This is a genomic window from Streptomyces pathocidini, from assembly GCF_001418495.1.
GTDB classification, from domain to species: domain Bacteria; phylum Actinomycetota; class Actinomycetes; order Streptomycetales; family Streptomycetaceae; genus Streptomyces; species Streptomyces pathocidini.
On the sequence record NZ_LIQY01000018.1, the window covers coordinates 1 to 12,985 of the forward strand.

11 protein-coding genes and 2 pseudogenes are annotated in these 12,985 nt (G+C 73.1%); 1 reads left to right on the forward strand and 12 read right to left on the reverse strand.

Going from position 1 to position 12,985, the window contains the following annotated elements:
• The 8 genes and pseudogenes from AOK16_RS26930 to infC all read right to left on the reverse strand — a co-directional run.
• Positions 1–450, reverse strand: a pseudogene (locus AOK16_RS26930) (hypothetical protein); the annotation flags it as partial.
• A gap of 481 nt (positions 451–931) precedes the next feature.
• The gene (gene pheT, locus AOK16_RS01130) at positions 932–3,478 is read right to left on the reverse strand and encodes a phenylalanine--tRNA ligase subunit beta (protein ID WP_055470304.1); all 2,547 of its coding nucleotides are present in this window, start codon (positions 3,476–3,478) and stop codon (positions 932–934) included.
• Entirely contained in the window at positions 3,478–4,623 is a 1,146-nt protein-coding gene (pheS, locus tag AOK16_RS01135) for a phenylalanine--tRNA ligase subunit alpha (RefSeq protein WP_055470305.1), read from the reverse strand. Before pheS ends, pheT begins: the two co-directional genes overlap by 1 nt.
• Positions 4,624–4,651: 28 nt before the next feature.
• Positions 4,652–5,872 (reverse strand): sensor histidine kinase, encoded by a 1,221-nt coding sequence (locus AOK16_RS28905; protein WP_079100931.1) that lies wholly within the window; start codon positions 5,870–5,872, stop codon positions 4,652–4,654.
• 37 nt (positions 5,873–5,909) lie between these two features.
• Positions 5,910–6,764, reverse strand: coding sequence for a TrmH family RNA methyltransferase (locus AOK16_RS01145; RefSeq protein ID WP_055470306.1), 855 nt, complete (start codon positions 6,762–6,764; stop codon positions 5,910–5,912).
• A gap of 138 nt (positions 6,765–6,902) precedes the next feature.
• The gene (gene rplT, locus AOK16_RS01150) at positions 6,903–7,286 is read right to left on the reverse strand and encodes a 50S ribosomal protein L20 (protein WP_055470307.1); all 384 of its coding nucleotides are present in this window, start codon (positions 7,284–7,286) and stop codon (positions 6,903–6,905) included.
• Between the two features lie 96 nt (positions 7,287–7,382).
• Positions 7,383–7,577 carry a 50S ribosomal protein L35 gene (rpmI, locus tag AOK16_RS01155; protein ID WP_055470308.1) on the reverse strand — a complete coding sequence of 65 codons (195 nt, stop codon included), beginning with the start codon at positions 7,575–7,577 and terminating at the stop codon, positions 7,383–7,385.
• A gap of 120 nt (positions 7,578–7,697) precedes the next feature.
• Positions 7,698–8,369 carry a translation initiation factor IF-3 gene (gene infC, locus AOK16_RS01160; protein ID WP_079100933.1) on the reverse strand — a complete coding sequence of 224 codons (672 nt, stop codon included), beginning with the start codon at positions 8,367–8,369 and terminating at the stop codon, positions 7,698–7,700.
• Positions 8,370–8,694: 325 nt separating this feature from the next.
• On the opposite strand from infC, the gene AOK16_RS01165 reads away from it, so the two are divergent.
• On the forward strand, positions 8,695–9,090 hold the full coding sequence (locus AOK16_RS01165; RefSeq protein ID WP_055470310.1) for a DUF1844 domain-containing protein: 396 nt from the start codon (positions 8,695–8,697) through the stop codon (positions 9,088–9,090).
• A 137-nt stretch (positions 9,091–9,227) separates the two neighbouring features.
• Here AOK16_RS01165 and AOK16_RS01170 read toward each other — a convergent pair whose 3' ends face one another.
• From AOK16_RS01170 to AOK16_RS01185, 4 genes and pseudogenes are all read right to left on the reverse strand, one after another.
• Positions 9,228–10,121, reverse strand: a complete 894-nt coding sequence (locus AOK16_RS01170; RefSeq protein WP_079100932.1) for an aquaporin — start codon at positions 10,119–10,121, stop codon at positions 9,228–9,230.
• Positions 10,122–10,182: 61 nt separating this feature from the next.
• Positions 10,183–10,923 (reverse strand): SseB family protein, encoded by a 741-nt coding sequence (locus AOK16_RS01175; RefSeq protein ID WP_055470311.1) that lies wholly within the window; start codon positions 10,921–10,923, stop codon positions 10,183–10,185.
• Positions 10,924–10,988: 65 nt separating this feature from the next.
• Positions 10,989–12,245, reverse strand: coding sequence for a type VII secretion-associated serine protease mycosin (mycP, locus tag AOK16_RS01180; RefSeq protein WP_055470312.1), 1,257 nt, complete (start codon positions 12,243–12,245; stop codon positions 10,989–10,991).
• Positions 12,242–12,985: pseudogene (locus AOK16_RS01185) on the reverse strand (hypothetical protein); the annotation flags it as partial. The gene mycP and the pseudogene AOK16_RS01185, both read right to left, overlap by 4 nt.

Below are 12,985 nucleotides of genomic sequence, written 5' to 3' on the forward strand. Positions count from 1 at the left end.
TACGGCGTCGGGCTCGTCGGCGAGGGTCAGGCCGAGGGCGAGCAGCAACTGGTCCGCACGGGCGGCGGGTTCACTGCCGAGGGGCTCGCGCAGGCGGACGGCGGCGACGCGGCGGTTCGCGTAGGACGCGTGGGACACGTGGGACTCACGGGAGCCGCAAGATACGCGGGACGCCTGCGGCGTCTCCGGAACTCGGGACTCCTGCGGCATCTCCGGAACCCGGGGCTCCCGCGGCGATGGTCCAGCGGCCCGGGCGCGCGCCCACCGCCGCTCCCCCAGCGCCTCCAGCAGCGCCGAACGCCCGGGCCCCGCGGGCCCGATGACCGCGAGCAGCTCGGCCTCGGGCGCCGGCGGGCGCTCGGATCTTTCCGCACCACCGGAGTTGGGCACGGGCAGCCGCGCGCTGTCCGCACCGCGGACGGTCACCGATCGACGTGTTGCTGTGGCCATGGCTGCTGCCCTCTCCTCCACCTGGCGGGCGGTTCGGCCCTACATCTACCAATGGAGCCGCCATTCACCACCACGGCACTCCGACAGCCCGCCACCGTCAGTCGGCAGAAGGGTTGTTGATGGCGGAACCCGCGCGGACGCGGACGACGAAAACTACGGCCGGTCCGGCACCGCCGGACTCCACCGCGGTAGTCGATCGCCATCGCGGCGGGAGAATATTGCGCACCCCATGCGCCAGCAGCCCGCCACAGGCAGACGCACCAGCCCTGTGCAACAGCCATTCACACCGACGACGCCACGCCCCGGGCACAACACCCACCCGGCCGGTCCGGCGCCGCCGGGCTCCACCGCCGTGGTCGATCGCCTCTGTGGTCGATCGCCGCCGTGGTCGATCGCCGTCGTGGTGAGTGGCGCGGAGCGCGAAGGGCGCGCCCAGGGGGTCCTGGGCGCGCCCTTTTCCCGATCTGCGGGCCGCAGGCCGTTACGCGCCGCGTAGTGCCGCGCCCGTGCGGGCGGCTGCGACCGATACCGCCGCGTCTCGCGCGGCCGTGGCCTCCTCGACCGTGAGGGTGCGGTCGTTCGCGCGGAAGCGGAGGGCGTACGCCAGGGACTTGCGGCCCTCGCCGATCTGCTCGCCGGTGAAGACGTCGAACAGGCGGAGGGACTCGAGGAGTTCGCCCGCACCCTCGCGCAGCGCGGCCTCCACGTCCGCCGCCGGAACCGACGCGTCCACGACCAGCGCGACGTCCTGCGTGGCCACCGGGAAGGTGGAGACGTGCGGGGCCTGGACCGCGCCCCGGCCCGCCAGTTCCAGGCGGTCCAGGTCCAGCTCCATCGCGCAGGTGCGCTCCGGCAAGCCCAGCGCCTTGACCACGCGGGGGTGCAGCTCACCGGCGTGGCCGATCAGCTGCTCCGCGCCATCGGCCGTCACGTACAGCCCGGCGCAGCGGCCCGGGTGCCACGGCCCGTACTGGCCCTTGCGGAGGGTCAGTACGGCGCCGGCCTCGCGGGCGACCGTACGGGCCGCCTCGACGGCGTCCGCCCAGTCGGCCGGACGGCCCGCACCCCACCAGCCGGCCTGTTCGCGGGCGCCGCCGAGGACGGCGGCGATATGCCGCGGCTGGGCGGGCAGGGCCGCGTTCAGCCCGGCGATCTCCTCGTCCGTGGGGCGCCGGTCGACGGGCGGGACCGCCGCGGTCGCGGGCTTCTCACAGGGGTGGAAGACCAGGCCGGACTCGAAGAGCGCCAGGTCGTGCGTGCCGCGCCCGTGGTTGCGGCGCAGCGCGCCGAGCAGCCCGGGCAGCAGCGTGGTGCGCAGCGCGGGCTCCTCGTCCGAGAGCGGGTTGACGAGCTTGACGACCCGGCGGCAGCTGTCGCCCGCGTCCAGGCCGAGCTGGTCGAAGACCGATTCGGCGATGAACGGGTAGTTGAGCGCCTCGACGAACCCGGCCCCGGCCAGCGCCCGGCCGACCCGCCGGTGCAGCCGCTGGCGCTCGGTCAGGCCGCGCCCGGCGGGCGGCTTCGGCAGGGTCGAGGGCAGGTTCTCGTAGCCCTCGAGCCGGATGACCTCCTCGGCGAGGTCGTTGGGGTCGCGCAGGTCGGGCCGCCAGCTGGGGGCGGTGACGACCAGCTCGTCCTGGCCGTAGACGTCGCAGCCGACCTCCTGGAGGCGGCGTACGACGGTCTCGCGGCCGTAGGTGACACCCGCGACGCGGTCCGGGTGGTCCGCGCTGATGGAGATGGTGCGCGGACCGGAGGGCGTGACGATCTCGGTGACCCCGGCCTCGGCGGTGCCGCCGGCCAGCAGTACCAGCAGGTCGACGGTCCGCTGCGCGGCCGCGGAGGCGGCCTCGGGGTCGACGCCGCGCTCGAAGCGCCTGGACGCCTCGGAGGACAGCTTGTGGCGGCGGGAGGTGCGGGCGATGGCGACGTGGTCGAAGTGCGCGGCCTCGATGACCACGTTGGTGGTCCCGACGGCCTCGCCCGTCGTCGAGCCGGCCTCGGAGGACGCCGTGGTGACCGGGTCGGCGACCTCGGTGTGGGCGCCGCCCATGACGCCCGCGAGCCCGATGGGCCCGGAGCTGTCGGTGATGACCAGGTCCTCGGCGTCCAGCACGCGCTTGACGCCGTCGAGGGAGGTGAACTTCTCCCCCGGCGCGGCGCGGCGCACGCCGATCGGCCCGTCGAGCCGGTCGCGGTCGTACGCGTGGAGCGGCTGGCCGAGCTCCAGCATCACGTAGTTGGTGATGTCCACGGCGAGCGAGACCGTACGCATCCCGGCCTTCTGGAGCCGGCGCTGGAGCCAGATCGGGGAGCGCGCCTCGGGGTTGAGGCCGGTGACGGTGCGGGCCGTGAACCGGTCGCAGCCCTGCGGCTCCTCGACCTTGACGCGGTAGCCGTACGCGTTGGGCGCGGGCACGTCCAGCAGCGCCGGGTCGCGCAGCGGAAGGCCGTACGCGGTGGCGGTCTCGCGGGCGACGCCGCGCATCGACAGGCAGTAGCCGCGGTCGGGCGTGACGGCGATGTCGAGCACCTCGTCGACGAGCTCCAGCAGCTCGATGGCGTCGGTGCCGACCTCGTACTCCGGCGGCAGCACGATGATGCCGCCCGAGCCGTCATCACCCATGCCCAGCTCGTCGCCGGAGCAGATCATGCCGTGCGAGGTCTTGCCGTAGGTCTTGCGCGCGGAGATCGCGAAGTCGCCGGGCAGTACGGCGCCCGGGAGGACCACGACGACCTTGTCGCCGACGGCGAAGTTCCGCGCACCGCAGACGATTTCCTGCGGCTCGCCGGTGCCGTTGGCCGTGCCGACGTTCACCGTGCAGAAGCGGATGGGCTTCTTGAAGCCCTCCAACTCCTCGATGGTGAGCACCTCTCCGACCACCAGCGGGCCCTTGAGGCCGGCGCCGAGCGACTCGACGGTCTCGACCTCCAGGCCGACGGCGATGAGTTTGGCCTGTACGTCACGGCCGGTCTCACCGGCCGGCAGGTCGACGTACTCCCGCAGCCAGGAAAGCGGGACCCGCATCAGATCTCCATCCCGAACGGCCGGGTGAAGCGCACGTCACCCTCGACCATGTCTCGCATGTCCTCGACGTTGTGGCGGAACATCAGCATCCGCTCGATGCCGAACCCGAAGGCGAATCCGCTGTACTTCTCCGGGTCGACGCCGCAGGCGGTCAGCACCCGCGGGTTGACCATGCCGCAGCCGCCCAGCTCGATCCAGCCCTCGCTGCCGCAGGTGCGGCACGGCCGGTCCGGGTTGCCGACGGACTCCCCGCGGCACACGTAGCACTGCATGTCCATCTCGGCGGACGGCTCGGTGAACGGGAAGAAGTTCGGCCGCAGCCGGGTGCTCATGCCCTCGCCGAAGAGCGCCTGGACCATGTGGTCGAGGGTGCCCTTGAGGTCGGCCATGGTCAGACCCTCGTCGACGGCGAGCAGCTCGACCTGGTGGAAGACCGGGGTGTGGGTGGCGTCCAGCTCGTCGGTGCGGAACGTGCGGCCGGGGCAGATCACGTACACCGGCAGCTCGCGGTCGAGCATCGCGCGGATCTGCACCGGGGAGGTGTGGGTGCGCAGGACGACGCCCGAGTCCTCCTTGCCCGCGGCGGAGCTGGTGTCCGCGGTCTTGGCACCCTGCACGAAGAAGGTGTCCTGCATGGCGCGGGCGGGGTGGTCCGGCGGGAAGTTCAGCGCGTCGAAGTTGAACCACTCGGCCTCGACCTCGGGGCCCTCGGCGACCTCGTAGCCCATGGCCGTGAAGACGTCGGCGATCCGCTCCATGAGCGTGGTCAGCGGGTGGCGGGCGCCGGCCGGGGTGCGGTCGTGGGGCAGCGTGACGTCCACGGCCTCCTCGACCAGCACGCGCGCGTCGCGCTCGGCCTCCAGCTCCTCCTGCCGGGCCTTGAGGGCGCGGTTGACCTCGCCGCGGGCGCCGCCGACGCGCTTGCCGGCGTCGGCCTTGGCGTGCGGCGGAAGCGCGCCGATCTCTCGGTTGGCGAGGGCGAGCGGCGAGCGGTCGCCGGTGTGGGCGACCTTGGCCTCGCGCAGCGCCTCGAGGTCACCGGCCGCGGCGAAGGCGGCGAACGCCGCGTCCCGCATGCGGGCGATCTCTTCCGGTTTCAGTGCCTCGACCTCGACAGGGTCGTACGACTTATTGGGTGCCGACATCTCTTCCCGTGTTTCCGATTGTCCCCAGCTACCGCTGGGTGGGGGTGCCCCCGGCGGTAGCTGGGGGAATGCCCCCGGGCTCCGCGGCCCCGCTCGGCGCAAGGCTGCCAAAGGTGCCAAAGAGCGATTCTTTCATAAAGGCCGGAGCGCCCACGGGCAGCGTAAATCGGAACTGGGCGCCGCCGCAGCGGGCCCGGCCGACCTCGATCGCGCCGCCGTGCGCCTCCACGATTCCCTTGACGATGTAGAGCCCCAGGCCGGTGCCGCCGCGCTTGCTGCCGCGCCAGAAGCGGGTGAAGACGCGGTCCATCGAATCCTCCGGGATGCCGGGCCCCTCGTCGGTCACGGTGACGGTCGTGCCCTCGGGGTCGGAGCGGGCCGGCGCCACCTCGATGGTGACCTTTCCTTCCCCGTGGCGCACCGCGTTTTCCAGCAGGTTGCCCAGCACCTGGTCGATCTTGTCGGGGTCGGCCCACAGCGCGGGCAGCGGCCGGACGACGTCGACCGCGAACCGCTCGGGGCGCTGACCGGTGCCGGTCAGCCCGGCCACGTGCCGCTCGACGGCGGCCACCATGTCGACCGGCTGGCGGCGGACCTCCAGGCGGCCCGAGTCGATCCGGGAGATATCGAGGAGCTCGGCGATGAGCCGGGTGACGCGGTTGGCGTCGGCGTCCACCGTCTCCAGCATCAGCTTCTTCTGGTCCTCGGTGAACCGCTCCCACTTGGCGAGCAGGGTCGCGGTGAAGCCCTTGACCGAGGTGAGCGGGGAGCGCAGCTCGTGGGCGACGGTGGCGATCAGCTCCGCGTGGCTGCGCTCGGTGCGGCGCCGCGCCTCGGTGGAGCGCAGCGAGACGACCAGGCGGTGTACGGGGCCCAGGGGGCGCAGCCGTACGTACCGCGCGGAGACCAGGACCTCCCGGCCACCGGGCAGCAGCAGGTTGCGCTCGGGCTGGCCCGCGCGGATGGCCAGGCCGCCGTACGGGTCGGTGACGGTCCACCAGCGGCGGCCTTCGAGGTCGGCGAGCGGCAGGGCCTTCTCCACGGGCAGGCCGATCATGTCCTGGGCGCTCCGCGCGGTGATGCGGGCGGCGGCGGCGTTGAAGCAGACGACCCGGCCGGTCTCGTCGGCGACAACGAGGCCATCAGGCAAGTCGTCCGGCTCCAGGCCGAGTTGATTCTCCACAGGATCCCGTACGGCGATCCCTCGCCGTTGCTCCGGCTGCTTCCGGTCCGGTGTTCTGACGTCCATACCCGCCCCCCTCTAGGGCCCCCGGGCGGCAACCCTACTAGCTGAGGGTGACGAAGCGGCACCCTCCGGAGGCACGCTGTGCCCGGGCGGAGGCATAGAGGCACACGGCGGCGGCGGTCGCGAGGTTCAGGCTCTCGGCCTGCCCGTGGATCGGAACGCGCACCACGGCGTCGGCGAGCGCCCGGGTCTCCTCGGGCAGTCCCCAGGCCTCATTGCCGAAGATCCAGGCGGTGGGGCGGCCGAGGACGCCCTCGTCGAGCTCGGTGTCGAGGTCCCGGTCGCCGGCCCCGTCCGCGGCCACGATCCGTACGCCCGCGCCGCGCAGCTCGCCCACCGCGCGCTCGACGGGTACGCCGACGGCGACCGGCAGGTGGAAGAGGCTGCCGACCGAGGCCCGTACGGACTTGGGGTTGTAGACGTCGACGGAGGCGTCGGTGAGGACGACGGCCTCGGCGCCCGCGGCATCGGCACAGCGCAGCACGGTCCCGGCGTTGCCGGGGTCGCGGACGTTGGCGAGTACGGCGACGAGCCGGGGCCGGGTCGCGACGATCTCCTCGAAGGGGCTGTCGAGGAAGCGGCAGACCCCGACCAGGCCCTGGGGGGTGACGGTCTGCGAGAGCTCGGCGACGACCTCGTCGGACGCGGTGTGCACGTACGCCCCGGCGGCGCGGGCGGCCTCGACGATGTCGGCGTGGCGCTCGGCGGCCTCGACGGTCGCGAACACCTCGATCAGCGTGGGCTCGCCGCCCGCGCGATGCCCGGCCGCCTCGCGTACGGCCTGGGGGCCCTCGGCGATGAACCGGCGCTCCTTGACGCGGAAGTTGCGCCGTCCCAGCCGGCGGGCGGCAGCGACGCGGGGGGAGCGCGGGGAGATCAGCTCAGCAGGGCCCATGGGCGGCGGCTCACTTCTTCGTGGATCGTCAGGTTCGTGGATCGTCAGGCTTCTTCGCGGACGTCGAGTCGGGGCAAACAGCGGCGGACCCGCAGGCCCGGAGGCCTGCGGGTCCGCTCAACGCTTCGGGGTCGCTGCTCAGGCGGCCTTCGGGGCGTTGACGTCGCTCGGCAGCGCCTTCTGGGCCACCTCGACGAGCGCCGCGAACGCGGTGGCGTCGTTGACCGCGAGCTCGGCCAGGATCTTGCGGTCCACCTCGATGTTGGCGGCCTTCAGACCCTGGATGAAGCGGTTGTAGGTGATGCCGTTGGCGCGGGCAGCGGCGTTGATGCGCTGGATCCACAGCTGACGGAAGTCGCCCTTGCGCTTCTTGCGGTCGTTGTAGTTGTAGACCAGGGAGTGGGTGACCTGCTCCTTGGCCTTGCGGTACAGGCGGGAGCGCTGGCCGCGGTAGCCGCTGGCCTGCTCGAGGATCGCCCGGCGCTTCTTGTGAGCGTTGACTGCCCGCTTGACGCGTGCCACTTGTTAACTCCTTGTGCGGGGCCGCGGTAGTTCACACGGCCCGGTCGAATAGGTCCCGGTCCTGGGCTGCCGTCCCCGTCACCGAGGACGGGAGCGTCACTTGCCGAGAAGCTTCTTGATCTTCTTGGCGTCGGCCGGGGCCATCTCGGCGTTGCCGGTGAGGCGACGCGTCAGACGGGACGACTTGTGCTCGAGCAGGTGGCGCTTGCCGGCGCGCTCACGGAGCACCTTGCCGGAGCCGGTGACCTTGAAGCGCTTGCTGGCACCGCTGTGCGACTTGTTCTTCGGCATAGCGCCGTTCTCTCCTCGTCGGTGGCGCTCCCGGTCCGGCGGGACCGGCGCACGGAAGCGTCAGCTGTTTCGGTTGGTGTCCGGGGCGGGGCCCCGGGCCTCGAAGCGGGTGCTCCGAGATCAGGCCTCGGCGGTCTCATCGGCGTCCGCGGGTGCGGACGTGCCCTGGCGCTCGGCCTTGCGGGCGGCCTGCGCCTCGCGGGCTTCGGCCATCGCCTCGGTCTTCTTCTTGTGCGGACCGAGGACCATGATCATGTTTCGGCCGTCCTGCTTCGGGTTGGACTCCACGAAGCCGAGGTCCTGGACGTCCTCCGCCAGGCGCTGCAGCAGCCGGTAGCCCAGCTCGGGGCGGGACTGCTCGCGACCGCGGAACATGATCGTGATCTTGACCTTGTCGCCCTGCTTGAGGAACCGGACGACGTGACCCTTCTTGGTGTCGTAGTCGTGCGGGTCGATCTTCGGCCGGAGCTTCATCTCCTTGATGACCGTGTGCGCCTGGTTCTTGCGCGCCTCACGGGCCTTCATGGCCGACTCGTACTTGAACTTCCCGTAGTCCATGAGCTTGCACACGGGCGGACGGGCAGTCGCCGCGACCTCGACCAGGTCCAGGTCGTACTCCTGCGCAAGCTCCAGGGCCTTCGCAAGCGGCACGATGCCGACCTGCTCGCCACTGGGACCGACGAGTCGCACCTCGGGGACTCGGATCCGGTCGTTGATGCGGGGCTCGGCGCTGATGGGGCCTCCTCGGTTGCACCACGCGAGTGCCTGGCGGACAGCCGCGTAACGTCTGATTCTGTCGACCCGCCCGCAGGATGCGCAAAGCGCCCCATACGGACACAGGCGGGGCTCCTCACAACCGGGAGCACCACCGCGTTGTTCCGCGGGGCGCGTCGAGCGGTTCCCTGTCGCCGTTACGGGACGATGGGCACCGCCTGACCGGTGACCCGCCGACCCGAGGGGTCGGCCAGGTGGGAGATCGGAGCCTCCACTTGAGGGCCGGGCACAGGAGTGTCCGGCCGGTCGTTCACCCAGCATACCAGCGACCGGGGGCCCTGCCGACCGCGTGCGCGGGGGCCATAGGCTGGAGGCCCGTCCACTCGAAAGTGAAGCCCTGAGCATGAGCGACGCCACCCCGCAGCAACCGGTCCCCCAGCCCGAGGATGGAGCGGGCCCGGACTCCCCCGACTTCGACACCATGACCCGGGACATCGCGGACGTGCCCGCGGTCGAGGTGATCACGACCGTTGCGGTGCACCTGATGAGCGCGGCGGCGGTGAACCTCGGCCTGGCCGAGGGCGGCGAGGGGCACAAGGACCTGGACGAGGCGCGGAAGCTGATCACCGCCCTGGCCGGGCTGGTCACGGCGGGTGCGACGGAGATCGGTTCGTACCACGCGGCGCCGCTGCGGGACGGGCTCAAGTCGCTCCAGCTGGCCTTCCGCGAGGCGTCCGTGGTGCCGGACGAGCCGGGCCAGGGGCCGGGCGAGAAGTACACGGGCCCGGTCTTCGGCTGACTCCCCCGCCCCCTTTACGGGCGGCCCTGTTGCGTAACCGACCCGCCGCCTTTACGGACGGCGGGTCGCCGTTACTTGGTGGCTATCGCCTGGTGGGCGTACTCGGTGGCTATCGCCTGGTGGGTGCCCTGCCGCCCCTACGGGCGGTCCGCGCCCGGGGAGCCCGACGTGCCTGAGGTTCCTCCGGTCGCGCGGGTCGTGTCCGTCGAGCCGCCCGCGCCGGAGTCGGGGACGTCGTCGCCGGAGGTCCCCGCCGCCGCGCCCTCGCCCGCCGGGGCACCCGCCCCGCCGCGGCCGAGCCCCAGCGTGCCGCCACCGTGGGTGACGCCGTGGACGAGCGCGGCGAGCACGCCGCCGACCAGGGGGGCGACGAGGAACAGCCAGACCTGGGTGAGCGGCCCGGAGCCCGCGAAGATCGCGGGGGCCAGGCTGCGGACCGGGTTGGCCGAGGTGCCGGTGATGGGGATGCCGACGAGCTGGATCACGACCAGAGCCACACCGATCGGCAGGGCGGCGAAGCCGACGATCGCCAGCTTCTTCGTGGCCGAGAGGTACACGTAGACCAGCAGGAACGTCAGGATGATCTCGGCGATGAAGGCGCCGAAAACGGTGATCCCCAAGGCCGAGCGGTAGCCGTAGCCGGTGGTGCCGAAGGCGCCCGAGATAGTGAGCCCCGGCACCTGCTTGGCGACCAGGAGGAGCAGGGCGGCGCCCACGATGGCGCCGAGGATCTGGGCGATCCAGTACTCGATCGCCTGGCGCACCGACATGCGCTTGGCCATCAGCATGCCGAGCGTGACCGCCGGGTTCAGGTGGCAGCCGGAGATCGGACCGAGCGCGTAGGCCAGGGCGATCAGCACGAAGCCGAAGGCCAGGGCGATGCCGACGGTGCCGATGTACTCGGCGCCCAGTACGGCGGAGCCCACACCGAAGAAGACCAGCAGCAGGGTCCCGAGGAACTCCGACACGACGGTGCGCGTATCGACACCTCCCGGGAGGCCCCCAGTGCGCGTCGTCGTATCCGTATCCATCTCGCCCTCCTCGCTCAGCAAAGATCACGATTCTCTTTGCATTGTGGGGCGAATCGGGGCGTTACGCCTGTCGGGCGAAGAGCGGATCACCCGGGATCGGGGCGTCCGGGGGCAGCAGTGCGAGGTCCAGGCCGCGTACGAGACGGGCCCGCAGCACCTCGTCGGCGGCCAGGGCGCCCGCGATGCGCCGGACCGTCTCGTGGGGCGGGGCGCCCGCGGTGAGGGCCAGCGCGAGCGTGCCGTCGGAGTCGCCGCCGGGGGCCAAATGGGCGCGTTCGACTGCCGGTTCCGCCGCCACCACCGCGCGTACCGCCTCGGTGACGGCGGGGTCCGCCAGCGGGTCCGCGCTCGACCTGCCCTCGGCGAGGGCGAGCAGGGCGGGGCCGGTCAGCTGGTACGGGACGGGGCCCGACAGGTCGAGGACGAGGGTGTCCGCGCCCTCGTGGGCCACGGCCTGGAGCGCCTGGCGCAGCGGTACGGCGACCGGGCGGGCCTGCGGGTCCCAGCGGGCCAGGGTCTCGGTGGAAGTGAAGGCGGGCAGGGCGCGGCGGCCGCCGGGGCCCTTCAGGGTGGGCACCGCCATGTCGCTGGTCTTGTCCCGGCGCAAGCCGTCCGGTCCGGTCTCGGCCTCGCCGAGGACGGCGACGACCGGCACGAGGAGCCGGACGTTCGGGAGGGCGGCGAGCACGCGCGGCTCGGCGGCGCGGTCGGCCGCGTACGCGGTCAGGGCCTCGGCCAGGGCGGGGTCGGCGGAGCCGTCGTCGTCGGAGAAGCCCGGATCCGGGATGTTCTTGAGCGCCACGGCTCGAGGGTATCCGGCGGGCCCGATGCGGCCGAACGGGTGGTGCGGACGGGTGGTGCGGACGATCAGCCGGGGAGAACGGGCGGGGACAGCGGGCCCTCCTCGTCCTCGTCTCGGCGGCGGCCGTCGTGCCAGAGGGCGACGGCCGTGACCAGGAAGACCGTGCCGAGCCCGCCCGCGATGGGGGCGAGGACGGCGGTACCGCTCTCGCCGGCTATGGCCTGGTCGGGGCCCGAGCCGAAGTAGCGCTGCCCGTACTCGGCCGGGGCAGGGGCCTGCGGCCTCGGCTTCAGCTTCGCCCCGGCCGCGATGGCCGCCGCCGGGTTGACCAGGCCCGCGCCGAGGTCGTCGCTGCGGCCGCCCTCGGGGCCGTTCCGGGCGGTGTCGGCCAGCAGCCGCTTGATCTGGGCGGGGCTCAGGTCGGGGTGCGCGGCGCGGACCAGCGCGACGGCGCCGGAGACGAACGCGGCGGCGGCGCTGGTGCCCCAGCCCTCGTAGTAGCGCCGGTCGGGGTCGGCGATGACCACGTCGACGCCGGGGGCGCAGACGGTGGCGTACCAGCGGCGGGTGGAGAAGGGGGCGCGGTTGCCGTAACGGTCGACGGCGGTCACGGCGATGACGCCGGGGTACGCGGCGGGGTACGAGATGTGGTCGCCGTCCTCGCCGCCGTTGCCCGCCGAGGCGACGACGACGGCGCCTTTGCCGAGCGCGTACTGGACGGCGGCGTCCTCCCGGGGCTCCGGGTGGGCGGACTTGCTGTCGTCGCCCAGCGACAGGTTGATGACGTCGGCCCCGTGGTCGGCGGCCCAGCGGATGCCCTCCGCGAGCGCGCCGGCGCGGGCGCTCCTGGCCCGCTTCCTGGCCGGGTCGCCGTCCTCGAGGATCACCCGGACCGGCAGGATGCGGGCCTCCGGGGCGACGCCGACGACTCCGTCCTCGCGGCCCGGGCCGTGGCCGCGGCCCGCGATGATCCCGGCCATGGCGGTGCCGTGCCGGGCCCAGGCGCGGTCGCCGCGCCCGGCGCCGAAGCCGACCAGGTCCTCGGTGGGGAGCACCTGGCCCGCGAGGTCGGGGTGGCGGTCGTCGACGCCGGTGTCGAGCACGGCGACGGTGACCCCGTCCCCCTTCGTCGTACGCCACGCGTCCTCGGCCCGGAGCGCGTCGAGCGCCCATTCCTGGGCCCGAATCGCGTCGGCGTGCGCGGGGACGACGGGGGCGAGGGCGAGGAGGGCGGAAAGGGCGGTGACGGTGGCAGCCTTCGCGAGGGGGGCCTTGCGCCGAACGTACTTGCCCTGGCGGGGAGTTGGGAAGCGGGGTGTCATGACGGGGACCCCGTGGCCTGGGTCGTGGCTTTGCGGAGGGTTCGTTCTGTGCGGTCGGCCAGGCCGTGGGCGTCGTGGCCCAGGCCCGCCTGGGCCGGGGCCGAGGTCGCGCCCGCCTTCGCGGCCTCCCGGGCGGGGCGCGGGTCGGCGACCTCGCGGCCGTCGGCGAAGCCGGTGACGGCGTAGACGACGATCGGGGCGTCGGGCATGACGCGGATCTCCCAGCTGGCGCGCTGGGCGTCGTCGAAGTCCGCGGCGGCCGTGCCCTTGGCGGCGTACGTACGGGGCATCAGGTCGCGGCGCTCGCCGAGGCCCTCGCCGGTGAACCGTTCGCGCAGGGCGCGCATCCCGGCCTCGTCGGTCCTGGTCACGACGATGCCGACGGTGGTCACGCTGGTCGTGGTGGCGTCGGCGTAGGTGGCGCGGAGCAGCCGCTCGCAGCCGGCAGGCGAGAGCGCCTTGGCGAGCAGCGGGTCGAACGCGTTCTTGCAGGCGCCGTCCGGCGCCACGGCTATCCGCGTCCAGGTGCGGTCGGCACCGCCGGGACCCGCGCCGAGTCCGCGCACCTTGCGGGGGAAGAGGGTGTCGACGGGCTCGCTGTGCCAGAGCTCGCGGCCCGCGTGGTAGGCCTCCTGGGTCGCGGGGGCGCCGCCGCCTCCGCCGAGCCAACTTCCGGCGGCAGCCCCGCCGAGGAGCCCGACGCCGAGCACGAGACACCCGGCGATCGCGGCGCGGCGCGA